We start from the raw sequence: 23,287 nt of genomic DNA on the forward strand, positions 1-23,287 counted from the left end.
TCCTAAACGTTTGGGTCACGCTTTAACTGCGCCAATACACTGAACGGGTTGGACCGCGTTACCTCGTCCTCGCCTGGTTCGGGCTCATCGAGACCCGCCGGCTGCTGGCATTCTTCCGGATGATGAGCAGGCACAATGGGCAAGGCGAGCAAAAGCTCCTCCTCGATCAGTGCATGCAGATCCAATGGATCTTCGCCCAGTTCCAGCACGTCATAACCTTTCGGTAACGACTGGGTATTCGCACCCTCTTTCACCACGGCGTAACTGCATTCGCTGTGGATCGGCAGGGTGACCAGCTCAAGACAACGCTGGCAAACCATCTTGACCTCGACGTCGATGGAGCTGTGTATTACCACAGATCTACGTTCGTCGCGCTCAAAAACAAATTTAGCCTGGACCGTACCGACATCGTCGGAAAGCGGATCGCAGAGTCTCTCCAAATCAGCCAGCAACACTTCACCTTGAAGGGTAGTGCCACGATCAGCCAATTTGCGCGGGTCAACGTGAGGTGGAATCGGGTCATTCAACATAGGCGCAGCATTCTAGGGAGGACCCCTTCACGTGTCAAAGGAAATTGTGTCTGTGCGACATTGCGTACGAGCATTAGAATCGTCAACTGCCTACAGGAGTCGCGCATGCTACCTTTATTACTCGCTTCAAGCTCGGTTTATCGCCGCGATTTATTGTCTCGCCTGCGTCTGCCCTTCACGTGCAGCTCGCCGGATATCGACGAAGGCCATCATCAAGGCGAGACCGCCATCGAACTGGTCAAGCGCCTGTCACTGGAAAAAGCCCGCGCGCTGGCTGCCAGCCATCCGAATCATCTGATTATCGGCTCGGACCAGGTTGCCGTACTCGACGGACGGATCATCGGCAAACCCCACACTTACGAAAAAGCGCACCAGCAATTGACCACAGCAAGCGGTGCCAGCGTCAGCTTCCTGACCGGCCTGACTCTGCTCAACAGCCAGACCGGCCATTATCAGACCGATTGCGTGCCGTTTACCGTACACATGCGCAGCCTGAGCGCAGAGCAGATCGAGCGTTATCTGCGCGCCGAGCAGCCCTACGACTGCGCAGGCAGCTTTAAAGCCGAAGGGCTTGGCGTGAGCCTGTTTCAGCGCACCGAAGGCGATGACGCCACCAGCCTGGTCGGCCTGCCACTGATCCGACTGGTGGACATGCTGCTTGCCGAGGGCGTACACCTGCCATGAATAAGCCGGACACTCTGTAGATACTCTGTTGCAGGTCAAGCCCTATTGTGGGAGCGAGCCTGCTCGCGAACGACCTTCGCGAGCAGGCTCGCTCCCACAGTTGCAGTGTTCCTGCAGCTGCCGAGGAACGAAGACTGCGTTCGGCGGCGAAGCCGTCGTAAACCCGATGATCGCAATTCGACGACGCACCGCGCCAGCTGATTTCACGACGGCTTCGCCGCCGAACGCAGCCTCGCTCCTTCGGCAGCTGCTACGCGACATAGAGCCTCTAAACTTTTTGCCAGCCATAAAAAAACCGGCCCTCTTTCAGGCCGGCTTGTTTGAAGCACTCAACAATCAGCGCAGCGTCGGCCCCTGAAAGCCCATCCACATGGCCAATTGCTCAGCCACGCTGGCACCGAGCTTTTTCGAGAAGCGGTCGAAAGCCGATTCCTGCACCGTGAAGTCCACCAGCTCCTTGGCGCCGATCACGTCACGGGCAACCGAACTGGTATTGCCCAGCCCGTCAATCAACCCCAGCGGCAGCGCCTGCTGCCCCGTCCAGACCAGGCCCGAGAACAGCTCCGGGTGCTCCTTGTCTTTCAGGCGATCGCCACGCCCCTGCTTGACGCTGTCAATGAACTGCTGGTGCGTCACATTCAACACACCCTGCCAGAACTTGGTCTCATCCGGCTTTTCCGGCTCAAACGGATCCAGGAACGCCTTGTGGTCGCCCGACGTGTAAGCACGACGCTGAATACCCAGCTTGTCCATCGCACCGACGAAACCGAAGCCTGCCGCCGTCACGCCAATCGACCCGACGAGACTGGCCTTGTCGGCGTAGATCTCATCAGCAGCACTGGCAATGTAATAAGCCCCGGATGCCCCCAGATCGGAAATCACCGCATACACCTTGGTATCGGGATGCAGCCCACGCAGGCGACGGATTTCATCGTAGACATAACCCGACTGCACAGGACTGCCGCCCGGGCTGTTGATGCGCAGCACCACCCCCTTGACCCGCGGATCGTCAAACGCAGCCTGCAGGCTGGTGACCAGATTGTCGGCACTGGCCGGTTCCTTATCGGCAATCGGACCACGCACATCGATCAGCGCGGTGTAGCTGGAACCGCCGACAGCGCTGCGCTCCATACTCACCAACGGGGTAAACAGCAACAACACCGCAATCAGGTAGCAGAACATCAACACCTTGAAGAAAATGCCCCAGCGCCGCGAGCGGCGCTGCTCCTGAATGCCCGCCAACAGGGTTTTTTCCAGCAACTGCCAGCTTTTGTCACCACCGACAGTGTTTTCAGCCGCAGAGGGCGCCTTCCATTGATCGACCATGCACTACCCCAGCAAAGATCTTAATTAGCCTGGCGATCAAGCCAGGCACGCAACTCGGGAAAACTGTCAATTGCCAACCGGGGCTCGAACGTCAGCAAGCGCTCCATCGATTGAGCACCATAGCCTACCGCAACCGAGTCGATACCCGCATTGCGCGCCATCAGCAAATCAAAGGACGCATCACCCACCATCAACGCCTGCTGCGGACACACATCGCAATGAGCCAGGATCTGATTGAGCATCAACGGATCAGGCTTGCTGGCGGTCTCGTCTGCAGCACGGGTGATATCGAAGAAATCCTCCCAGCCGTGGGCCTTGAGCACACGATCAAGGCCACGACGGGCCTTGCCCGTGGCCACCGCCAGACGATAGCCCTGGGCACGGAATGCTTCCAGCGATTCCCGGACTCCCGCAAACAACGGCGAAGGCTCGGCATCCATGGCGATATAAATATCGGCATAGTGCTGGCGGAAGGCAATCACCTGCTCCGGGGGCATGTCGGGGTAAAGGGTCAGGATCGCCTCAGGCAACCCCAGACCGATAATCCCCTTGACCGCCTGCGCATCACGTACCGGACGCCCCGCACGTTGCGCCGCACCCTGCATCGCCGTGACAATCCGACCAATGGAATCAGCCAGCGTGCCATCCCAGTCAAAAATGAGCAGCTTGTACTCAGTAAGGGGCACTCAGACGCTCCACGGTTTTGGCCCACATTTCATCGACCGGGGCCTGGAATTTCATTTCAGTCCCATCGGGCATCGGCACGGTCAGCATGTAGGCATGCAGAAACAGGCGCTTGCCGCCCAGGTCGCGGATTTCCTTGGAGAACCCCTCATCACCGTACTTGCTGTCGCCAGCAATGCAATGCCCGGCATGCAGGGTATGCACACGGATCTGGTGAGTACGCCCGGTAATCGGTCGCGCTTCGACCATGGTTGCAAAATCACCAAAGCGGCGCAGCACCTTGAACACAGTGACCGACTCTTTGCCTTCGTCTTCGTTGACTTCAACCATGCGCTCACCCGAACGCAAGTTGCTCTTCATCAGCGGCGCACGCACCTGCTTGATGGACGCCGCCCAGTTGCCACGCACCAGAGCCATATAACGCTTGTCGATACCGTCGCCGCGCAGGGCCTCGTGCAAATGACGCAACATGCTGCGCTTTTTGGCGATCATCAGCAGGCCGGACGTGTCACGGTCCAGGCGATGCACCAGCTCCAGCTCCTTGACGTCCGGGCGCATCTGACGAAAGGCTTCAATCACGCCAAAGGTCAGGCCGCTGCCGCCGTGCACGGCGATGCCTGCTGGCTTGTTCAATATAATCAGGGCCTTGTCTTCATAGACAATGGCCGCTTCAAGGCGCAGCAACAAACCCTGGGCCACAGGCACCGGCTCGTCGCGCTCAGGCACGCGAACCGGCGGCACGCGCACGATATCGCCGGCCTGCAGCTTGTACTCGGGCTTGATCCGGCCCTTGTTCACACGCACTTCGCCTTTACGCAAAATGCGGTAAATCAAGGTCTTGGGAACACCCTTGAGCCGAGCAAGAAGGAAGTTGTCGATGCGTTGGCCGGCATATTCCGGCGAGACCTCAAGCAGCTGGACGCTGGGGGTCGGGGGGGTAGTCGTCGTCATGCCGTGAATGATAACAATTTTTTATGGAATTGAAGCACTTAATCATTGCTGCTATAGTCGCGAACGCCGCCAAAAGCGGCCTGGACAGAGGATTAACGGTGAACAACCGGCCCTGACCAACGCTCTTGATCAGGACGCGAGGCCGTCCTACGGGGCTTTTGCTGGATACGCAAGACCTGGAGTTGTAACAAGCGCAGGTGACATGAGGCCTGAAGCGAGCCTGGAAAGCAGAGTGCAAACTCGCCTTTTACGCCGATATTCACGGCCAGTTCACAAAGTGCAGTCAGCCTCGGGAATTTCGAGCGAATGCTTCGGAAACAACGCCTTTATTAGCCATGATGCGTGAACTCCCCTTTGGAGAACACGGTAAATGCCAACCCGCTGCGGATTCTGCGCGCGGCAGCACCCGAATTATCAGGGATACGTGTAGGGTGGAGATGCACAACCGCCGGACTGTGTAGCAATAGGCTTTATCAAGACGCTTCATCTCGTCCACAGCCGCCGGTTGATTCCTCCTCCTGACCAGACTTTTGCTTAAGAGGTGCATTAGCACCACAGCAAGCAGGAAGCGTAAGTCGCGACTTCGCCCCCAAGGGTCGAACCTCGCTGTACACAGGAGTGGCCAACAACTCCTGACGCACCTGACACCGACCATGAGAAGTCGTGTGTGCCGAACGCCGTTTCCGGTAGCCCGGAAACCGACGGTACAACATGAAAAGAATGCTGATTAACGCAACTCAACCTGAAGAGTTGCGCGTTGCACTGGTAGATGGCCAACGCCTCTACGACCTGGACATCGAGTCGGGTGCTCGCGAGCAGAAGAAAGCCAACATCTATAAAGGCCGTATTACTCGCATCGAACCAAGCCTTGAGGCTGCCTTTGTCGATTTCGGCTCCGAGCGCCACGGCTTCCTGCCCCTCAAAGAAATCTCCCGCGAGTACTTCAAGAAAGCCCCTGAAGGCCGCGTCAACATCAAGGACGTCCTGAGCGAAGGCCAGGAAGTCATCGTGCAGGTCGAAAAAGAAGAACGCGGCAACAAGGGCGCAGCCCTGACCACGTTTATCAGCCTCGCCGGCCGCTACCTGGTCCTGATGCCGAACAACCCGCGTGCAGGCGGTATCTCCCGCCGCATCGAAGGTGAAGAGCGCAACGAACTGCGTGAAGCGCTGAACGGCCTGATCGCTCCTGCCGACATGGGCCTGATCGTTCGCACTGCCGGCCTTGGCCGCAGCAGTGAAGAAATGCAGTGGGACCTCGATTACCTGCTGCAACTGTGGACCGCCATCAAAGAAGCCTCGCTGGATCGCGCCGCACCCTTCCTGATCTACCAGGAAAGCAACGTGATCATCCGCGCCATCCGCGACTACCTGCGCCAGGACATCGGCGAAGTGCTGATCGACAGCGTTGAAGCCCAGGACGAAGCCCTGACCTTTATCCGCCAGGTGATGCCGCAGTACGCCAGCAAAATCAAACTCTACGAAGACAGCGTTCCGCTGTTCAACCGTTTCCAGATCGAAAGCCAGATCGAGACCGCTTTCCAGCGCGTCGTTGAACTGCCTTCCGGCGGCTCCATCGTTATCGACCCGACCGAAGCCCTGGTGTCCATCGACATCAACTCGGCCCGCGCCACCAAAGGCAGCGATATCGAAGAAACCGCACTGCAAACCAACCTTGAAGCGGCGGAAGAAATCGCCCGCCAGTTGCGCCTGCGCGACATCGGCGGCCTGATCGTCATCGACTTCATCGACATGACCCCGGCCAAAAACCAGCGCGCCGTGGAAGAAAAAGTCCGCGAATGCCTGGAAGCCGACCGCGCCCGCGTACAAGTGGGTCGTATCTCGCGCTTCGGCCTGCTGGAAATGTCCCGTCAGCGTCTGCGCCCATCCCTGGGTGAAAGCAGCGGCATCGTTTGCCCGCGCTGCAACGGCACCGGCATCATCCGTGATGTTGAATCGCTGTCGCTGGCGATCCTGCGCCTGATCGAAGAAGAAGCCCTGAAGGACCGCACTGCCGAAGTCCGCGCCCAGGTGCCAATCCCGGTTGCAGCGTTCCTGCTCAACGAAAAACGCAACTCGATCACCAAGATCGAACTGCGTACCCGTGCCCGCATCGTCATTCTGCCGAACGACCACCTCGAAACGCCGCACTTCGAAGTTCAGCGCCTGCGTGATGACAGCCCGGAAGCCCACACCAACCAGTCCAGCTATGAAATCGCTGCCGCTGCCGCTGAAGTGGAAGAAGTTCAACCGGCTGCTGCCACCCGCACCCTGGTTCGCCAGGAAGCCGCCGTTAAAACAGCACCGCCACGCACCTCGGCACCGGTTCCGACCGAAGCCGCTGCTGCTGCCGCACCTGCTCCTGCACCGGCGGCCACCATCGCCGAGCCAAGCCTGTTCAAGGGCCTGGTCAAGTCGCTGGTAAGCCTGTTCGCCTCCAAGGAAGAGCCTGCAGCACCGACCGTAGTCGAGAAGCCGGCAACCCCTGAGCGCCCTGCACGCAACGAAGAACGTCGCAACGGTCGCCAGCAGAGCCGTAACCGCAACGGTCGTCGCGACGAAGAACGTAAACCGCGCGAAGAGCGTGCTCCACGTGAAGAGCGTGCCGCTCGCGAACCACGCGAAGAGCGCAGCCCTCGCGAAGAAACTCCGGTTGTGGCTCAAGCCCCTCGCGAAGAGCGCGCACCGCGTCCACCGCGCGAAGAACGTGCGCCGCGTGCACCACGTGAAGACCGCAAGCCGCGTGGCGAACGCGAAGAGCGCGTACGTGAACTGCGCGAGCCTCTGGATGCAGCACCAGCCGTAGCCGCTGTGGCCGCTACCACTGCTGTAGCTGAAGAGCGCCCAGCCCGTCAGCCGCGTGAAGAGCGCCAGCCGCGCGCACCTCGCGAAGAACGTGCGCCACGCGAAGAGCAGGTTGTAGCTGCCGCTGAAGACGAAGAAGTGCTGAACGGTGAAGAGCAGTCCCAGGACGAGACCCAGGACAACGCCGAAGGCGATCGTCCACGTCGTCGCTCCCGTGGCCAGCGTCGTCGCAGCAACCGCCGCGAGCGTCAGCGTGACGCCAACGGCAACGTGATTGAAGGCTCGGAAGAGAACAGCGAAGAAGGCAACAGCCAGAACGCTCCTGCAACCACCTCTGAAGCAGCCGTCGTGGCCGTGACTGAAACCGTTGCCAGCCAGGTCGTCAGCGCTCCTGCTGAAGCCCAGGCGCACCAGCAGGCAGAACGCGCAACAGAAGTGGCCCAGGAATCGGCCCCGACTGAAACCGTGGCCGTCGTTGAAGCTGACAAGGAAATTGTGGCTGTCGAAACACCTGCGGCCCAGGCCCCAGCTGTTGAAACCGCTGGCGAAGCAGCAACCAAAGTAGAAGCAGTCGCTGCCCAGGCACCGACCACTGAAACGCCTGTTGTTGAAACTCCAGTAGTAGAAGCACCGGTAGTAGAAGCGCCAACAGTAGAAGCAGTGACGCCGATCGAAGCCGTCAAGGCGCCTGAAGTTGAAGTTGCACCAGCTCAAGAAGCACAGCCTGAAGTCCAGGCCGTTGCCCAGCCGGTTGCAGCGACTCCAGAGCCAGTGGTTGAAGCCGTGGTGGAAGCACCAGCGGTCGAAACTCCGGTTATCGAAAAAGCACCGCATGCCCGCGAAACCCGCGTTGTGCGCGCGCCAGTAGCAGAGCCTGCCGTTACTGAAGCCGTAGCAGAGCCTGTTGCCGCACCTGAAGTGGTAACCGTTGAAGCCGCGGTCGAAACGATAGTAGCCGTAGAGCCGGCCCCCGTTGAGACTGTTGTGACAACTGAAGTGGTTGAGGTAGTGGTTGCAGCAACTCCGGTTGTCAGCGCCCCAAGCAACGGTCGCGCACCTAACGACCCGCGTGAAGTACGTCGTCGCAAGCGTGAAGAGGCAGCTGCTGCAGCGGCCGCTCAGGCAACTGCGCATGAAGGCGTAGCCCAGGAAAAGGCACACGAGGATAAACCCCTCGCCTAATTCCAAAGGCCATTAAAAAGCCCCGCCAGTTCTGAACTGGCGGGGCTTTTTTTATGCCTGTGAGGTAAATCAAAAAGGCCAGAACGAGCGACGACCTCTCTCCAGCTCACCGCGACATTGGCCAAGCTGTGCACCATAGGTTTTGGACTGCTGCTCGACTTTACGCGCCACCTGCATCAACCAGGGTTTGGCGCGATAGGTATTGCGACTGTAACCCCCCCTGCCCTCGTGATACGCCAGGTACTGGTTATAGGTATCCCACTTGGAGATCCCCAATTGACGCTGGGTACCCGCGGTGTACCAACCGATAAACATGATGGCGTCAGCGAAATTGTCGCGCGACCCGGAACTGCCCATGCTGTTTTCAAAGTCACGCCATGCCGGAGGCTGAGCCTGTGCATAGCCGTAGGACGGGCTGACCCGGCCCCACGGGATGACCCACAAAAGGTAAGCACGAGGCGGAAGCGCATCGGCAACGAAGCTGCTTTCCTGCTTCATGATTGCCATCGCAACATGCACAGGCGTGCCCCAGCGCTCCTGCATCGCTACCGAGTCTTTGTACCAGGCCGGATATTGCCTATAGATACTGCACAGATTGTTTTGATCTTTGGGCGGAGCAGTGACACAACCGGTCAACGTCACCAGTGCCAACGCCAGCGCCCCTGCCGGTATGTGCTTCATTGATAGTCCAGACCGCTAATACAGGTTGGGCTCCATCTCCAGCTGCACCGCAAAGCGCTGCTCGATATCTGCCTGAATACGCTGCGCAAGGGCCAGCAACTGCAAACCGGTAGCCGACCCATAGTTGACCAGCACCAACGACTGCAGGCGATGCACTCCGGCATCCGCCTCACGAAAGCCCTTCCAGCCTGCAGTTTCGATCAGCCAGCCCGCCGCCAGCTTTACCTGGCCATCGGCTTGTGGGTAACCAATCAGGCCGGGGTGGGCCAATTTCAATTCCGCCGCCAGGCTTGCCGATACCAGCGGATTCTTGAAGAAGCTGCCGGCATTGCCCAACACCGCTGGGTCAGGCAGTTTTTCGCTGCGGATACTGCAGATAGCCCGACTTACATCACAGGCCGTCGGCTGTTCAATGCCCTGCTCGGCCAGGCGCTGACGCACAGGGCCGTACTCCAGATGCAGATGCATGGCCCTGCTCAGGGCAAAGCGCACACGCAAAATCAACCAGCGCCCGGCCTGCTGCTTGAACAGACTGTCACGATAGGCAAAGTTGCATTCGGCCAGACTGAACTCACGCAACTCGCCGGTTTGCCGGTCGAGCGCTGTAAGGCCTGCGAATACATCCTTGATCTCGACCCCATAGGCGCCGATATTCTGCATCGGCGCGGCACCCACGGTGCCAGGGATCAGGCTGAGGTTTTCCAGGCCCGACAAGCCCTGCTCAAGGGTCCACAGCACGAAGGCATGCCAGACCTCCCCCGCTTCAGCCTCCACCACTACCCGCTCGCCATCATCTTCCAGCAAGCGGATACCGCGACTGGCCATGCGCAAAACCAGCGCTGGCACATCGCCGGTCAACAGCAGGTTGCTGCCGCCGCCAATCACCAGCAACGGCAACTTGTGCTCAGCCGCACACAGCAAGGCCTGGCGCACATCATCATCGTTGTGCGCCTGGGCAAACAGGCTGGCCTTCACATCAACACCAAAGCTATTGAAGGGCTTGAGCGACGCATTGACCTGCATGTCCAAACTCATGACTCCAGCAAACGCCGAACGCGCTCAAGATCTTCCACGGTATCTACCCCGGCAGGCGGAGCTTCAAGCACATCGGCCACGTGAATACGCACACCATGCCACAGCGCCCGCAGTTGCTCGAGGCGCTCGGTGTTTTCGAGCCAGCAAGGCCCCCAGCTGACGAAGTCATGCAGGAAGCCCGCTCGATAGGCGTAGATGCCGATATGTCGACGGTAAGGCACGCCTGCTGGCAGTGCGTCCGGGTGCAGTGCAAAGTCATCCCGCGCCCAGGGCAACGTGGCCCGGCTGAAGGTCAGCGCCAGCCCGTTGATATCACTGACCACCTTGACCACATTGGGATTGAACAGCGTCTCGACATCATCAATAGGCTCGGCCAGGGTCGCCATGCTCGCCTCGCCATGGGCCGCCAGGTTGAGCGCAACCTGATCGATCACCTGTGGCGGGATCATCGGCTCATCGCCCTGCACGTTAACCACGATGGCATCGCTGGCCAGACCCAGTTGCGTAGCCACTTCGGCCAGGCGATCAGTGCCGGATTCATGGTCGGCACGGGTCAGCAGCACCTCGGCGCCGAACGCCTTGCAGGCCTCGACAATACGCATATCGTCAGTGGCAACGACCACACGTTGCGCGCTGCTTTTGCAGGCCTGCTCCCAGACATGCTGGACCATCGGCTTGCCGGCGATCATTTGCAGCGGCTTGCCCGGTAAACGGGTCGAGGCATAGCGCGACGGGATAACGACGGTAAAAACCGGGATCATTTATCCAGACGCTCTTCGGCAGTGAGGGTGCGGGCTTCGGTTTCGAGCATTACCGGAATGCCATCACGGATCGGGTAAGCCAGGCCTGCGCCCTTGCTGATCAGCTCGGTCTTGTCGGCGCTGAGCTTGAGCGGGCCTTTGCAAACAGGGCAGGCGAGGATATCGAGCAGCTTGGTGTCCATAAATGTTCCCCTTGAGATGAGTTAGGGTAAAAGACGATCAGGTAAAAGACGCAGCAATTGTTGGTCAAACCACAACACAAAGGCCTCGGAAGGCACTGCATCAACAGCCAGATACCACCAGTCGGATGACGCGAAGTCACGGCACTTCACCGCGTCCTTTTCGGTCATGACCACGGGTAATGATGGCGAGAAATTCAATATTTCGGCGCTATAAGGCGCGTGATCAGCAAACGCATGAGCAATTGGCCGCCAGTGTAGCGTTTCAAGGGTGGTGAAGAAACGCTGCGGGTTGCCGATACCGGCGACCGCATGCAGAGCCTGCTGCGCAGGAAAAAAGTCCAGCGCCTTGCGCTCCCCACTCACCAGATTCACCAGTGCGGTGGGTTGCAACGCAAAGGCAAAACCGCCCTGCGGGTCGCTGGCAGCGCCGTTATAGAGCACCGCGTCAACGCTCTGCAGGCGCTCGACCGGTTCGCGCAGCGGCCCGGCAGGCAGGCAACGGCCATTACCCAGGCCTCTGGCATTGTCGATCAACACCAGCTCCAGATCCCGCGCCATACGGTAGTGCTGCAACCCGTCATCCGACAGGATCAGGTCCAGCGGCTCGCTGGCCAGTAGCGCCTTGATCGCCCGACTGCGGTCGGGATCGATCATCAGGGGCACACCGGTGCGCTGCACGATCAGCAAAGGTTCATCCCCCGCCTGCACAGCACTTTGCTCGGCGCGTACACGCCACGGCAGTTGCGGCGGGGTCGCGCCATAGCCGCGACTGACCACGCCAACGCGCAGTCCCTGGCGCTGACAGTGCTCTATCAGCCACAGGATTAATGGCGTTTTGCCGGTGCCGCCGACCGTGATGTTCCCCACCACGATCAACGGCACCGGCGGGCGATAGATCTCGCCCTCACCGGCGACAAAACGTGCCCGCTTGCGCTCAACCACCCGTCGGTAGAGGCATTCGAGTGGTCGCAACAGGATCAGCAGCGGATGCCCGGCATACCAGGCACGCAGTAAACGATCGGACATGGCCATCAGGGAGTCGTCTGCGCCTCAACCGTGGTCATGCGCAAATGGCTAAAGCCGAGCTTGCCGGCCGCGTCCATCGCGGTGATGACCGCCTGATGTTGCGTTTTGCCATCGGCGCTGATCGACAGCGGCAAACGGGTATCGCCACCGGACTCTTTCTGCAGGGCCTCCATCAGGCTGGCCAGATCATTCTTGGGCAACAACTGGTTATTCACCGAGAAAACCCCGTCTGCGCTGATGGCGATATCCAGTTGCTTGCCATTCTGCTCATCGCTGGGTGAACCGCTGACAGCCTCCGGCAGATCGACGCGCAACTGGGTTTCGCGGGTGAAGGTGGTGGTCACGACAAAAAACAGCAACAGGATAAACACCACGTCAATCAATGACGCGAGGTTGATATCAACTGTTTCCCGTGGCTTGCGGCGAAATTTCACGCTTTACTCCCGACCATATCGACTTCACGGTCGCCCTGAACCACTTCAACCAGCTTGATTGCCTCCTGCTCCATGCCAACCACCAGGTCGTCAACACGACGCTGCAGGAAACGATGGAAGAATACGGCCGGGATACCCACCATCAGGCCTGCGGCCGTGGTGATCAGCGCCTTGGAAATACCACCCGCCAGCACCGCAGCATTGGAGGTCATTCCCGAGCCCATGAACGAGCTGAAAATATCGATCATGCCCAGCACCGTACCCAGCAGCCCCAGCAAGGGTGCCATTGCGGCAATGGTGCCCAGGGTATTGAGGTAGCGCTCAAGCTCATGAATAACGCGCGCGGCGGCCTCTTCAATGCACTCTTTCATGATTTCGCGACCATGACGGGAGTTGGCCAGGCCCGCGGCAAGAATCTCACCCAGAGGCGAATCGGCACGCAATTGCTTGAGTTTTTCCTTGTCCATTTGCTTGTCTTTGATCCAGACCCAGACCTGACCGAGCAGATGCTCCGGGGTCACGCGACTGGCACGCAGGGTCCACAGACGCTCGACAATAATGCCCAGCGCGGCAACAGAGCTCAGAATGATCGGCAACATCATCCAGCCGCCGGATTTGACCAGTTCCCACACAGTGACAATCCCCTCGAAAAAGTGTGCCACTCTACCACAGGGGCAGCGTCAATCGCGCCAGAACCGGCGTTGGTCGCGCATGCTTTCAGCCTTGCCCGACGCCCCCAGGCGAAACTTCACCGCACCCTGCTCGGCGCTGTCCAGTACCTGCACCCCCAGCGCCTGATACCGGGCCATCACCTGTGGATGGGGATGACCGAAGCTGTTGCCATGCCCCCGGGAGATCAGCACGATTTCAGGCGCCAGCGCCTTGAGAAACACCATCGACGACGAGGTCTTGCTGCCGTGATGAGGAGCCTGCAACCAGCGGGTAGGCACGCCCAGCGGGCTTTGCAGCAAGGCACGCTCGGCCCTGGCATCGATATCCCCGGTCAGCAGCAACCGCTCATCACCGGCCTGCACCTGCAATACGCAGGACTTTTGATTACTGTCGCTGGCCCCCGCCCACTGCCAGAGTGAAAAACTCACACCATCCCATTCCCAAGTCTCCCCACTGACACAGGGTTGCGCCCGCAACGACTCCGCCAGCCCCGGCACATCGCCGCCAATCACCCGTTTCACGCTGACGCCCCGCTGCACCGCCAGCGCCCCACCGGCATGATCCGAATCGGCGTGACTGAGCAGCATCAAATCCAGCTCGGCCACCCCCATTGAACGCAAAACCGGCACCACCACCCGCTCACCCTGATCCAGATTCCCTGACTTGGGGCCTGCGTCGTACAGCAGAGTGTGATTGCGGGTACGCAAGGCAATCGCCAGACCCTGACCAACATCCAGCTGCAGCACCTCGACCTGACCGCGGGGGATCTGTTCACGGGGCGCAAACAGCGCCAGCAGCACCAGCGGCCAACCCAGCGGCCGCAAGACCACCCCCGCTGGCAATAACAGGATCAGCACTCCGGCCGCACTCAACAGCCAAATGTAAATCGGCACGGATACGGGCAACCACGGCGTAAACACATCGGCCAGAAGGCTCAAGCCCTGGACCAACCCATCGATCAGGCCACCTGACAGCCACAGCAGGTTTTCCCCCAGCCAGGGCACAGGCAACAGCAAGGTCCCCAGCAAAGCTGTTGGCAGCACTGCCAGGCTGATCCAGGGGACGGCTATCAGATTGGCCAGCGGCCCGGTCAGGCTGATGGGCAGATCGAGTATCCACAGCATCGGGAACAAGCCCAGGGCGATCAGGCCGTGAGGGCGCAACCACATGGCCCGCCACCCCCACGCCCCCAAGCGGCCACTGAAGGTAAAGAGAAGCACCGCCACGGCGCTGAATGACAACCAGAACCCAGCCCGCAAACTCGCCAGCGGCTCGACGATCAGCACGGCATTGAGCGCCAGCAAAAAAGGCAACCACACGCCCAGTTGCCGAAACCACAAACGCCATGCCAGCACCAGTCCGAGCATCATGCACGCGCGCTGCACCGGCACTTCAAAGCCCGCCAGCACGCCGTAACCCGTGGCGCCAATAAACGCCAGGGCACAAGCCCAGGGCAACCACGGCAAACGACGTGGCCACAGCCCATAACGCGCCAGCAAGGCGATAAATCCATAGATAAAGCCGGCAAACAGGCCAATATGCTGGCCCGAGATCACCAGCAGATGCACCGTGCCGGTCGCTTGCAACAACGTCCAGTCATCGCGACTCAGACCCGATCCATCACCCAGTACCAGCGCCGCCAACCACGAAGCCCGGCCCTGGGCATCAATGCGCAGCAGACGCTGACGCAAGCCGTCACGCCAGGCGTGACTGGCAGCCTCCTGTAAATGCCCCTGCTTGACCGTACCGGTCGCACCGATGCGCTGCGCCAGTAACCAGGCCTCAAAATCAAACCCCTGAGGATTGAGCAAGCCTTTGGGTTTCTTGAGTTTGACCGCCAGCCGCCAGCGCTCGCCGCTGTTCACCGCAGGGCCGCCATACCAGCTCAGCCTGATAGTCGCGGGTAAAGCACCGTGGCGCGACTTTGCCCCCTGCAATTCAAAGCGGACGGATGTTCCAGACTGCTGCGGCAAGCCGATCACACGCCCCTCGACCCAGAGCGTACGCCCGTCGAATGAGTCAGCCAGACGGTTATCCAGTGCCCTTTGCCCCTGAAAGCAGGCCCAGCACAGCCCAAGCACATAAAGCCCCACCGGCCAGCCCCTGCAGGCCAATAGCAACACCCCCGCCGTCGCCATCAGCAGCAACCACCCGGCAGACGGTAAACCAGGTAAAAACCGCAGCGTGATCAGGCCCGCTGCCAGCGCAAACATCCCTGTGTACATGCCTATACTCAACTTATCCCTTTGACTCGGATTAGCTGGAATCCCGGGGCCGCGCTTAAGAAATTGTCACAAAGTCTAAATAGGCATCCTGTCGAATTTGGGCATACTGCCCCCTTGACCTAGGGAGAGGCCCATGCCACGGCGTTTGATCAAACGTTTCATGCCAGATCCGGCCCTGATCAGGGAACACAAGTCCTTACGATTTTTGGGCACCTTGCTCCATGATCCCAACCTCTGGCACCTCAACCGTCACTCCGTGGCCCGGGCAATGGCGGTGGGCATTTTCGCGGCCTTTATACCCATGCCGTTCCAGATGCTTCTGGCGGCCTTTCTGGCAATAAGGGTTCGCAGCAATATGCCGATCTCCGTGGGCCTGGTATGGCTGACCAACCCCATCACCATGCCCCCGGTGTTCTATTGCACCTACCAGCTGGGCGCCTGGCTGATGAACGTGCCGGCGCGCACCCTGCCCGACGAACTGACCTGGGAATGGATCAGCGGCCAGCTCTCTACTGTGTGGCAGCCATTCTTGCTGGGCTCGGTGGTCTGCGGCGTGGTGCTCGGCGCATTGGCCTATTGTCTGACCATGCTCTATTGGCGCTGGTGGGTCAGCCATAAATGGAAAGCCCGCAAAAACAGGCACCCATAAAAAAGGCCCCGAACAGGGGCCTTTTTTATCCGCATGTCACAACAACTACTGACGCATCCCGCGCCCGCTGACCAGCAGCCTGGCGCAGCCGAAGTAGAGCACGATGGTCGCCACCACCATAAAGGTCAGCGCGACACTGATCTTGATGTCCGAAACGCCCAGGATGCCGTAGCGAAAGGCGTTGACCATATGCAGCACCGGGTTGGCCAGCGACACGCTCTGCCAGAACGGCGGCAGCAGGGTGATGGAGTAGAAAACCCCGCCCAGATACGTCAGCGGCGTCAGTACGAAGGTCGGAATAATCGAAATATCGTCGAAATTGCGTGCAAAAACGGCGTTGATAAACCCCAGCAACGAGAAAATCGTAGCGGTCAGCACCACCACCACAATGGTCAGGCCCAGGTGATGCACCTGCAGATGGGTAAAGAACAGCGACAGCAGGGTCACGATCAGGCCCACGATCAGGCCACGCAAGATCCCGCCCACGGTAAAACCGATCAGGATCGTGTGGGGCGACACCGGCGAGACCATCAGCTCTTCAATCGAACGCTGGAACTTGGCGCCAAAGAAGCTCGACACCACGTTACCGTAGGAGTTGGTGATCACCGACATCATGATCAGACCCGGCACAATGTACTCCATATAGGTGAAGCCACCCATATCGCCGATTTGCCGACCAATCAGGTTACCGAAGATCACAAAGTACAAAACCATGGTGATCGCAGGTGGCAGCAGGGTTTGCGGCCAGATCCGCATAAAGCGGCGGACCTCACGGTAAATAATGGTGTTCAACGCAATCAGGTTGGGACGCAGCTCCGAGCTCATACCGCCACCTTTGCCAGGTTTTTCTCGACCAACGACACAAACAACTCCTCAAGGCGATTGGTTTTGTTGCGCAAGCTCACTACTTCAATATTTTGCGCGGCCAATTGAGTGAACAGACCGGTAATGCCCACCACCTTGTCGACCTGGACCTCCAGGGTCGCGGCATCGAGCAACTGGCTCGGGTAGCCGATCAACTGAGGGGCAGCCTGCAGCGGTTGCTTCAAGTCGAGCAAAAAGGTCTCGACATGCAACTGTCCAAGCAGTTGGCGCATGCTGGTGTTTTCGACAATGGTGCCGTGATCGATGATCCCGATATTGCGGCACAGCTGCTCAGCCTCTTCCAGATAGTGGGTGGTGAGGATGATGGTGGTGCCCTGCTCGTTCAGCCCGGTGAGGAAGGACCACATCGAGCGGCGCAGCTCAATGTCGACACCGGCGGTAGGCTCATCGAGGATCAACAGACGCGGCTCATGCACCAAAGCCCGGGCAATCATCAGGCGGCGCTTCATGCCACCGGACAACGAACGCGATGGCGTGTCGCGCTTGTCCCAGAGCCCTAACTGCGTCAGGTATTTTTCGGCTCGTTCCTTGGCGATTTTCGCCGGAATACCGTAGTACCCCGCCTGGGTCACGACGATATCGAAGGTCTTTTCAAACTGGTTGAAGTTGAATTCCTGCGGAACCACACCAATCGAACGCTTGAGGGCTGCGGGATTGCGATCAAGATCATGGCCAAAGATATTCACCGTGCCGCCGGTCTTGTTGACCAGGGTCGAGAGAATGCCGATGGTGGTGGATTTGCCGGCACCGTTAGGGCCCAGCAAGGCAAAAAAGTCACCTTCGGCGACATCCAGATCGATACCACTCAGGGCCTGGAAACCGTTGCCGTAGGTTTTGGTTAGCTGCCGTATGGACAGAGCGGAACTCATATCGGATTACGCACCAAGATGGGGGAAAGGGGAATTGTAAATAAGGGCGAACAGCCTGTAGGACAAGTCCGACAAGACCCTATGGTGCTTGGCCTCGCCGCACAAGTACAGTCGCCCGTATTAATAGTGGCTATTAAGTCAACGCGGTCATGACGGCATTTCGATAGGCCGGACGCTGCTTCAAGCGCTCATACCATGCACTCAGGTGCGGTAGGGGCGGGCGTTCGATGGGCATTTCAAACCAGGCGTAAATGAAGCTACCCAGCGGGATATCACCCATGCCGATTTCATCACCGGACAAGTAGGGTTTTTCAGCCAGGGCCCGATCGGCCACGGCAAGCAATTCGCCGCTGGCCTTGATTGCGGCGTTGATTGCCACCCAGTCCTGCTGCTCGGCCGGCGTGCGCAAGACACCCCAGAACACCGTGCGAAACACCCCGGCAAAGGAAGTGCTGGTCCAGTCCATCCACTTGTCTGCCTGCGCCCGCACACGTGCATCGGTTGGGTACCATGACGTATCCGAGCCATATCTGGCAGTGAGGTAGCGCACGATGGTGTTTGACTCCCACAGCACGAAGCCGTCGTCCTCTTCAATCACAGGCACCTGGCCATTAGGGTTCAACGCCCGGTACTCAGGGCTGTTGACCACCCCAAAGGCGCCGCCCGCCTCTACCCGGCTATACGGCAACGCCAGCTCTTCAACACACCACAACGCCTTGCGCACGTTTGACGAATTCTTGCGACCCCACACTTTCAGCATGATCTGGCTCCTGATTGATAGACGCCGAAGGAGTCTACGCCGGGATGACGAACTCCGTCTCCAGCGCGAGGTCACTATCCCTACAACCCTGATCGAAAGTTGCGACTAAGCTCACAAGGGTGCACGCCCCTGATTTCATGGAGGATTGAATATGCTGTTGTTGTGGATACTGGTTCTGATTGTTGGCATCGCCTATATGGCCCATCGCCGCATCGCCCCCCTGACGATCATTGCCGTGGTCGCGGTGTATTTACTGGCCATGGGGGTTATCGGCCATGTACCTGGCGGGTTGCTGGCAATCCTCTGGCTGCTGCTGGCCGCGCCCACGGCCCTGCTGCTGTTGCCCGAACTTCGTCGCAAAATCTTTACCGCCCCCCTGTTCAACTGGTTCCAGAAGACCCTGCCGCCGATGTCGCAAACCGAACGCGATGCCATCGATGCCGGCACCGTGTGGTGGGACGGCCAGTTGTTTAGCGGCCGCCCCGACTGGAACCAGCTGCTGGCCTACCCCAAGGCCCGGCTGACCGAAGAAGAACAGGCATTTATTGACGGACCTACCGAAGAGTTGTGCGCAATGGTCAGCGACTGGGAAATCGGCCAGGCCATGGACTTGCCACCGCAGGCCTGGGCGCACATCAAGGAGCATGGCTTCTTCGCCCTGATCATCCCCAAAGCCTACGGCGGTAAAGGGTTCTCGGCCTACGCCCATTCCCAGGTCGCCATGAAACTGGCCACCCGCAGTGGCGATCTGGCTTCCACCGTAATGGTGCCCAATTCCCTGGGCCCCGCTGAACTGCTGCTGCATTACGGTACCGATGAACAACGCGACCACTATCTGCCACGCCTGGCCCGTGGTGATGACATCCCCTGCTTTGCCCTGACCGGGCCACTGGCAGGCTCAGATGCCGGGGCAATGCCCGACACCGGGATCATTTGCAAAGGCCAATGGCAAGGTGAGGAAGTTATCGGCCTGCGCCTGAACTGGGAGAAACGCTATATCACTCTCGGCCCCGTCGCCACGCTGCTGGGCCTGGCGTTCAAGGCCCATGACCCGGACCATCTGCTGGGCGACAAAGAGGACCTGGGCATCAGCCTGGCATTGATCCCTACCGACACCCCCGGCGTCGAGATCGGCCGTCGCCATCTCCCCCTGGGCGCAGCCTTCATGAACGGCCCGAACTCGGGCAAAGATGTGTTTATCCCGCTCGACTACCTGATCGGCGGCCAGGAAATGCTCGGCAAAGGCTGGATGATGCTGATGAATTGCCTGTCGGTGGGACGCTCGATTTCGTTGCCGGCAGTGGGCACCGGCGCGGCCAAGTTCACCAGTCTGGTGACCGGCCAATATGCTCAGGTACGCGAACAGTTCAATGTGCCACTGGCCGCCTTCGAGGGCATTCAGGAGGCGCTGGCGCGTATCGGCGGCAATGCCTGGCTGATGGACAGCGCCCGCATGCTGACCGCCAACGCGGTGGATCTGGGGGAAAAACCCTCGGTTCTTTCGGCCATTCTCAAGTACCACCTTACCGAACGCGGCCGCGAGTGCATCAGCCATGCGATGGACGTGCACGGCGGCAAAGGCATCATCATGGGCCCCAACAACTACCTGGGGCGTAACTGGCAAGGGGCTCCGATCTTCATCACTGTAGAGGGCGCCAATATCCTCTCGCGCAACCTGATGATCTTTGGTCAGGGCGCCATCCGTTGCCATCCCTTTGTGCTGAAGGAAATGGCCTTGGCCGGGCGGGAAGATAAAGATCAAGCCATGCTGGAGTTTGACGCCCTGCTGCTCAAACACATTGGTTTTGCCATCAGCAACGCTTCCAGCACGCTGGTGTTGAACCTGGGCATTGGCCGTTTCGAAGCTGCGCCCGGCAACCCGTTGAGCCAGGGTTACTTCCGCGCGCTCAACCGTCAGGCGGCGGCGTTCGCCCTGCTCGCGGACCTGAGCATGATGCTGCTGGGCGGTGAGCTCAAACGCCGCGAACGCTTGTCTGCGCGCCTGGGCGATGTGCTGAGCCATTTGTATCTGGCGTCGGCCGCCCTCAAGCGTTATCACGACCTCGACTCGCCGCAATACCTTGATCCGCTGTTCAAATGGGCTATGGAAGAAAGCCTGGGCCACGCTGAGCGCGCACTGGATGAACTGTTGAAAAACTTCCCGAGCCGAACGCTGGGCTTTCTGTTGCGCGGCGTGGTATTTCCGTTTGGGCGCCGGCATACCGGTCCGTCGGACGCACTGGATGCCGAGGTCGCTGCAGTATTGGGCCGCGCCAAAGGGGATCCGGCACTTGAAGCAGTGCTCGCTGGCTGCTACCGCCCGCAATCGCCGGATGACGCTGTGGGCGCCCTGCAACATGCCAGCAACCTGCTGAGCGAAGCGCGCCCCCTGCACAAAAAACTCCACGAAGCGCTGAAAAGTGGCCAGGTAAAACCCGCTGCAGGAGAACCGTCCATCGATGCCGCGCTGCAAGCCGGGGTACTGCAACCGGCCGAAGCTGAAACCTTGCGCACCGCCGAAACCGCACGACGCAAGGTCATCGACGTGGATGACTTCAGCAAGGAAGAACTCAGCCACACAGAAGGAAAGATTCGATAACAGGACAGCGAGCGCGATGAGCTTTATACTCTCGCGCCCGTTTTACCCTAGAGGACACCCGCAATGGCCACCAACGATCTGAACCACAACCTTGTCCTGCTCGACATTCTGCGCAGCATCCTGGTTGCTGTCGGTGACGCTGAGCAGATCCCCGAGGAAAGCCACGCGCTGTTCCTGGAGCGTTTTGACGACATGCGCAGCTCGTTGCCGGTTGACCCGATCAACAGCCAGTACCTGGGCCAGGACATCATGTGCCAGGTAATCGAGCGCTATCCGCAGATCGCCCACCTGGTCCCGCGCGACCTGCTGTGGTACTTCGGCGGCGCCTGCTTCAACTTCCTGTCGGATGAAGAGCTGGACATGTATCAGGCCCTGGAAGAGCGCCGCCACGAAGCCGAACTGAACGATGAGCCGTTTGACTGGAATCAGGAAAAACAACTGATGGCGCTGCCCACGACACAAGACAGCCCGCAGCACTGATCGCAGTCCGACCCAAAAGCCCGCCCGGTTTTGCCTGGCGGGCTTTTTTTAAAGAAGCAAAAGCTCTGTAGCCGTTCCAACGGCTGCGTTCGGCGGCGCAGCCCTCGGCAGCTGCTACAGGAACACTGCAACTGTGGGAGCGAGCCTGCTCGCGAAGGTCGTTCGCGAGCAGGCTCGCTCCCACAATAGGGCTTGACCTGCAACAGAGTATCTACAGATTACGCCACATCTCCAGCGTCGGTTCCTGCGCCATCCGCTCCACCAGAAAGTCGATAAACACTCGCAGCTTGGGCGGCAAATACCGGGTGGGCGTTTGTAGCAACCACACGCCGCCGTGGTAGGAAGCAATAAAATTCCACTCGGGCAGCACCTGCACCACCACCCCCTCCTCCAGCGCCTGGCGTGCCGTAAAGTACGGCAAGCTGCCGATCCCGATATGCTGCAACACCGCATCCAGGCGCACGCCCGTATGATTGGCCGCATAACGTCCGCGCACCCCCACCGTTACCGACCTGCCACCCTGCCTGAATTTCCAGCGCGCATCAGCCGGGGTTTCCCCCAGGTAAATGCAACTATGGTCACGCAAGTCCTCAGGCTGCTGCGGTACCCCGTGCCCGGCCAGATACTGCGGTGTGGCGCAGAGTAAATGCTCGATCGGGAACAGTTGGCGCCCCACCAGCCCCGGTGGCGGCTGGTCGGTAATGCGAATGCTCAAGTCAATGTTGTCATCGATCAAATCGACATAACGATCCTCGAGGATCAATTGCACATCAACCTTGGGGTAACGGCGCAGAAACTCGGGCATATGGGGATGTATCACATACCGCCCCACGGCCTTGGGCACGCTCAGGCGAATGAGCCCCTCGGCCTCCCGGGTAAAACGCCCGCTCAGGTCCATCACCGCCTGAGCCGAACAGGCCATTTCATCGCAACGTTTGAAAACCTCTTCACCTGCATCGGTCAGGCCGAGCTTGCGGGTTGTGCGTTGCAGTAAGCGAATGGCCAGGGCTTTTTCCAGTCGGGCAACACTGCGACTGACCGCCGAAGGCGATGTGCCAAGCTGACGAGCGGCTTCAGAGAAGCTGCCTGCCTCGACCACTTTCACAAACACGACCATTTCAGCCAGTAATGACAACGGGAGATTTATGCTCACAGCGCACAGGTCCATTGAAAATTTGATGGATTATCACACTCCTGGCTCCCCCCTATACTAAAAACGAAACCCGCTCAGGAACACCTCCATGACCCAACGCCTGTTTTTCAATGACGACGCCGTGAGCTGCGAGGTCGAAGTCATCCACTGCGCGCCCCAAGAAGACGGGTTTGCCGTCATCCTCTGCGCCACCCCCTTTCATCCCCAGGGCGGCGGGCAACCCAGCGACACGGGCTGGATCGGCGACAGCCAGGTCATCAAGGTTGTACAGGGACAGGATGCTATCGTGCACCACGTCAGCGTGCCCGTACCGACAGGCCGGGCACAGGCTCAGGTCGACGAAACCCGCCGTCGGTTGCATGCCCGCCTGCATTCGGCCGGGCATTTGATTGGTGTATGCGGCGAGCAACTGGGCTGGGTACCCACCAAAGCCCATCACTGGCCAGGCGAATGCCGGGTAAGCTTTGTAGCCGGCGACAATCCGCAACCCCTTGAGGCCGAGGCCGTACAGCACACCCTGGCACAATGGATCGCTGCCGACCTGCAAAGGCATACCTGCCTGGACTCGGAGCAGCGCGCCATCCGTTTTGGCGAGCTGCCGGGCTATCCATGTGGCGGCACCCATGTGCAATCCCTGGCTGAACTGGGCACCGTCAACGTGTTGTCCGTAAGTCAGAAAAAGGGCGTGCTCTCAGTACGCTACGCTCTGGCCTGACG

22 protein-coding genes are annotated in these 23,287 nt (G+C 59.6%); 6 read left to right on the forward strand and 16 right to left on the reverse strand.

Translation table 11 applies throughout. The features are described from left to right. Positions 1-2 precede the first annotated feature (2 nt). Positions 3-530 carry a YceD family protein gene (locus HBN79_RS20850; RefSeq protein WP_016779948.1) on the reverse strand — a complete coding sequence of 176 codons (528 nt, stop codon included), beginning with the start codon at positions 528-530 and terminating at the stop codon, positions 3-5. Positions 531-635: 105 nt separating this feature from the next. On the opposite strand from HBN79_RS20850, the gene HBN79_RS20855 reads away from it, so the two are divergent. After that, positions 636-1,214, forward strand: a complete 579-nt coding sequence (locus HBN79_RS20855; protein WP_095003153.1) for a nucleoside triphosphate pyrophosphatase — start codon at positions 636-638, stop codon at positions 1,212-1,214. A 336-nt stretch (positions 1,215-1,550) separates the two neighbouring features. Here HBN79_RS20855 and HBN79_RS20860 read toward each other — a convergent pair whose 3' ends face one another. Genes HBN79_RS20860 through rluC form a run of 3 tightly spaced genes read right to left on the reverse strand, consistent with a single transcriptional unit; the run spans position 1,551 to position 4,175 of the window. Continuing rightward, positions 1,551-2,540, reverse strand: a complete 990-nt coding sequence (locus tag HBN79_RS20860) for a S49 family peptidase (protein ID WP_095003152.1) — start codon at positions 2,538-2,540, stop codon at positions 1,551-1,553. Positions 2,541-2,560: 20 nt separating this feature from the next. Continuing rightward, complete coding sequence (locus HBN79_RS20865; protein ID WP_095003151.1) at positions 2,561-3,226, reverse strand: HAD-IA family hydrolase; 666 nt, start codon at positions 3,224-3,226, stop codon at positions 2,561-2,563. Then, on the reverse strand, positions 3,213-4,175 hold the full coding sequence (gene rluC / locus HBN79_RS20870) for a 23S rRNA pseudouridine(955/2504/2580) synthase RluC (protein WP_095003150.1): 963 nt from the start codon (positions 4,173-4,175) through the stop codon (positions 3,213-3,215). The genes HBN79_RS20865 and rluC overlap by 14 nt, the downstream gene beginning before the upstream one ends. Positions 4,176-4,895: 720 nt before the next feature. Between rluC and rne the strand changes: the two genes are divergently transcribed. Beyond that, on the forward strand, positions 4,896-8,159 hold the full coding sequence (rne, locus tag HBN79_RS20875; RefSeq protein ID WP_169917137.1) for a ribonuclease E: 3,264 nt from the start codon (positions 4,896-4,898) through the stop codon (positions 8,157-8,159). A 69-nt stretch (positions 8,160-8,228) separates the two neighbouring features. Here rne and HBN79_RS20880 read toward each other — a convergent pair whose 3' ends face one another. From HBN79_RS20880 to HBN79_RS20915, 8 genes are read right to left on the reverse strand one after another with little or no spacing between them, the layout of a single operon-like run. Then, positions 8,229-8,840: a hypothetical protein gene (locus HBN79_RS20880; protein WP_169917138.1), complete on the reverse strand. Its 612-nt coding sequence runs from the start codon at positions 8,838-8,840 to the stop codon at positions 8,229-8,231. A gap of 15 nt (positions 8,841-8,855) precedes the next feature. Next, entirely contained in the window at positions 8,856-9,875 is a 1,020-nt protein-coding gene (gene murB / locus HBN79_RS20885) for a UDP-N-acetylmuramate dehydrogenase (protein WP_095003148.1), read from the reverse strand. Continuing rightward, complete coding sequence (kdsB, locus tag HBN79_RS20890; protein ID WP_095019638.1) at positions 9,872-10,636, reverse strand: 3-deoxy-manno-octulosonate cytidylyltransferase; 765 nt, start codon at positions 10,634-10,636, stop codon at positions 9,872-9,874. The genes murB and kdsB overlap by 4 nt, the downstream gene beginning before the upstream one ends. After that, the gene (locus HBN79_RS20895) at positions 10,633-10,818 is read right to left on the reverse strand and encodes a Trm112 family protein (RefSeq protein ID WP_086796064.1); all 186 of its coding nucleotides are present in this window, start codon (positions 10,816-10,818) and stop codon (positions 10,633-10,635) included. Before HBN79_RS20895 ends, kdsB begins: the two co-directional genes overlap by 4 nt. Before the next feature lie 21 nt (positions 10,819-10,839). Next, complete coding sequence (gene lpxK, locus HBN79_RS20900; RefSeq protein ID WP_095019637.1) at positions 10,840-11,850, reverse strand: tetraacyldisaccharide 4'-kinase; 1,011 nt, start codon at positions 11,848-11,850, stop codon at positions 10,840-10,842. Then, positions 11,850-12,278 carry a biopolymer transporter ExbD gene (locus tag HBN79_RS20905; RefSeq protein WP_095003145.1) on the reverse strand — a complete coding sequence of 143 codons (429 nt, stop codon included), beginning with the start codon at positions 12,276-12,278 and terminating at the stop codon, positions 11,850-11,852. The genes lpxK and HBN79_RS20905 overlap by 1 nt, the downstream gene beginning before the upstream one ends. Next, on the reverse strand, positions 12,275-12,910 hold the full coding sequence (locus tag HBN79_RS20910) for a MotA/TolQ/ExbB proton channel family protein (RefSeq protein WP_095003171.1): 636 nt from the start codon (positions 12,908-12,910) through the stop codon (positions 12,275-12,277). The genes HBN79_RS20905 and HBN79_RS20910 overlap by 4 nt, the downstream gene beginning before the upstream one ends. Positions 12,911-12,958: 48 nt before the next feature. Further along, positions 12,959-15,163: a DNA internalization-related competence protein ComEC/Rec2 gene (locus tag HBN79_RS20915; protein ID WP_240882451.1), complete on the reverse strand. Its 2,205-nt coding sequence runs from the start codon at positions 15,161-15,163 to the stop codon at positions 12,959-12,961. Positions 15,164-15,308: 145 nt separating this feature from the next. Between HBN79_RS20915 and HBN79_RS20920 the strand changes: the two genes are divergently transcribed. Further along, complete coding sequence (locus HBN79_RS20920) at positions 15,309-15,824, forward strand: DUF2062 domain-containing protein (protein ID WP_095003143.1); 516 nt, start codon at positions 15,309-15,311, stop codon at positions 15,822-15,824. 45 nt (positions 15,825-15,869) lie between these two features. Here HBN79_RS20920 and HBN79_RS20925 read toward each other — a convergent pair whose 3' ends face one another. The 3 genes from HBN79_RS20925 to HBN79_RS20935 all read right to left on the reverse strand — a co-directional run bounded on the left by HBN79_RS20925 (position 15,870) and on the right by HBN79_RS20935 (position 18,338). Continuing rightward, complete coding sequence (locus HBN79_RS20925) at positions 15,870-16,649, reverse strand: ABC transporter permease (protein WP_095003142.1); 780 nt, start codon at positions 16,647-16,649, stop codon at positions 15,870-15,872. Further along, complete coding sequence (locus HBN79_RS20930; protein WP_095003141.1) at positions 16,646-17,578, reverse strand: ABC transporter ATP-binding protein; 933 nt, start codon at positions 17,576-17,578, stop codon at positions 16,646-16,648. Before HBN79_RS20930 ends, HBN79_RS20925 begins: the two co-directional genes overlap by 4 nt. Before the next feature lie 133 nt (positions 17,579-17,711). After that, positions 17,712-18,338 carry a glutathione S-transferase gene (locus HBN79_RS20935; protein ID WP_095021015.1) on the reverse strand — a complete coding sequence of 209 codons (627 nt, stop codon included), beginning with the start codon at positions 18,336-18,338 and terminating at the stop codon, positions 17,712-17,714. Positions 18,339-18,489: 151 nt separating this feature from the next. On the opposite strand from HBN79_RS20935, the gene HBN79_RS20940 reads away from it, so the two are divergent. Beyond that, entirely contained in the window at positions 18,490-20,937 is a 2,448-nt protein-coding gene (locus HBN79_RS20940; RefSeq protein ID WP_095019634.1) for an acyl-CoA dehydrogenase, read from the forward strand. Between the two features lie 63 nt (positions 20,938-21,000). Further along, complete coding sequence (locus tag HBN79_RS20945) at positions 21,001-21,417, forward strand: PA2817 family protein (protein WP_083369822.1); 417 nt, start codon at positions 21,001-21,003, stop codon at positions 21,415-21,417. Between the two features lie 211 nt (positions 21,418-21,628). Here the strand turns inward: HBN79_RS20945 and HBN79_RS20950 are convergent, their stop codons facing one another. After that, positions 21,629-22,570, reverse strand: a complete 942-nt coding sequence (locus HBN79_RS20950) for a LysR family transcriptional regulator (protein ID WP_095003170.1) — start codon at positions 22,568-22,570, stop codon at positions 21,629-21,631. Between the two features lie 88 nt (positions 22,571-22,658). Here HBN79_RS20950 and HBN79_RS20955 point away from each other — a divergent pair, with 88 nt between their 5' ends. Beyond that, positions 22,659-23,285: a hypothetical protein gene (locus HBN79_RS20955; RefSeq protein ID WP_095021013.1), complete on the forward strand. Its 627-nt coding sequence runs from the start codon at positions 22,659-22,661 to the stop codon at positions 23,283-23,285. Positions 23,286-23,287 lie beyond the last annotated feature (2 nt).

The sequence above is a fragment of the Pseudomonas sp. WS 5051 genome, from assembly GCF_012985715.1.
Taxonomy (GTDB): Bacteria; Pseudomonadota; Gammaproteobacteria; order Pseudomonadales; family Pseudomonadaceae; genus Aquipseudomonas; species Aquipseudomonas bubulae.

Bases quoted from the DNA above. Each gene is read 5' to 3' on its own strand.
- HBN79_RS20940 (WP_095019634.1), top strand. From the start codon at position 18,490: ATGCTGTTGTTGTGGATACTGGTTCTGATTGTTGGCATCGCCTATATG.
- HBN79_RS20945 (WP_083369822.1), top strand. From the start codon at position 21,001: ATGGCCACCAACGATCTGAACCACAACCTTGTCCTGCTCGACATTCTG.
- rne (WP_169917137.1), top strand. From the start codon at position 4,896: ATGCTGATTAACGCAACTCAACCTGAAGAGTTGCGCGTTGCACTGGTA.
- HBN79_RS20915 (WP_240882451.1), bottom strand. From the start codon at position 15,163: ATGTTTGCGCTGGCAGCGGGCCTGATCACGCTGCGGTTTTTACCTGGT.
- HBN79_RS20850 (WP_016779948.1), bottom strand. From the start codon at position 530: ATGTTGAATGACCCGATTCCACCTCACGTTGACCCGCGCAAATTGGCT.
- HBN79_RS20920 (WP_095003143.1), top strand. From the start codon at position 15,309: ATGCCACGGCGTTTGATCAAACGTTTCATGCCAGATCCGGCCCTGATC.
- HBN79_RS20925 (WP_095003142.1), bottom strand. From the start codon at position 16,649: ATGAGCTCGGAGCTGCGTCCCAACCTGATTGCGTTGAACACCATTATT.
- HBN79_RS20880 (WP_169917138.1), bottom strand. From the start codon at position 8,840: ATGAAGCACATACCGGCAGGGGCGCTGGCGTTGGCACTGGTGACGTTG.
- murB (WP_095003148.1), bottom strand. From the start codon at position 9,875: ATGAGTTTGGACATGCAGGTCAATGCGTCGCTCAAGCCCTTCAATAGC.
- kdsB (WP_095019638.1), bottom strand. From the start codon at position 10,636: ATGATCCCGGTTTTTACCGTCGTTATCCCGTCGCGCTATGCCTCGACC.
- HBN79_RS20855 (WP_095003153.1), top strand. From the start codon at position 636: ATGCTACCTTTATTACTCGCTTCAAGCTCGGTTTATCGCCGCGATTTA.
- HBN79_RS20860 (WP_095003152.1), bottom strand. From the start codon at position 2,540: ATGGTCGATCAATGGAAGGCGCCCTCTGCGGCTGAAAACACTGTCGGT.
- rluC (WP_095003150.1), bottom strand. From the start codon at position 4,175: ATGACGACGACTACCCCCCCGACCCCCAGCGTCCAGCTGCTTGAGGTC.
- HBN79_RS20935 (WP_095021015.1), bottom strand. From the start codon at position 18,338: ATGCTGAAAGTGTGGGGTCGCAAGAATTCGTCAAACGTGCGCAAGGCG.
- HBN79_RS20930 (WP_095003141.1), bottom strand. From the start codon at position 17,578: ATGAGTTCCGCTCTGTCCATACGGCAGCTAACCAAAACCTACGGCAAC.
- lpxK (WP_095019637.1), bottom strand. From the start codon at position 11,850: ATGGCCATGTCCGATCGTTTACTGCGTGCCTGGTATGCCGGGCATCCG.
- HBN79_RS20895 (WP_086796064.1), bottom strand. From the start codon at position 10,818: ATGGACACCAAGCTGCTCGATATCCTCGCCTGCCCTGTTTGCAAAGGC.
- HBN79_RS20955 (WP_095021013.1), top strand. From the start codon at position 22,659: ATGACCCAACGCCTGTTTTTCAATGACGACGCCGTGAGCTGCGAGGTC.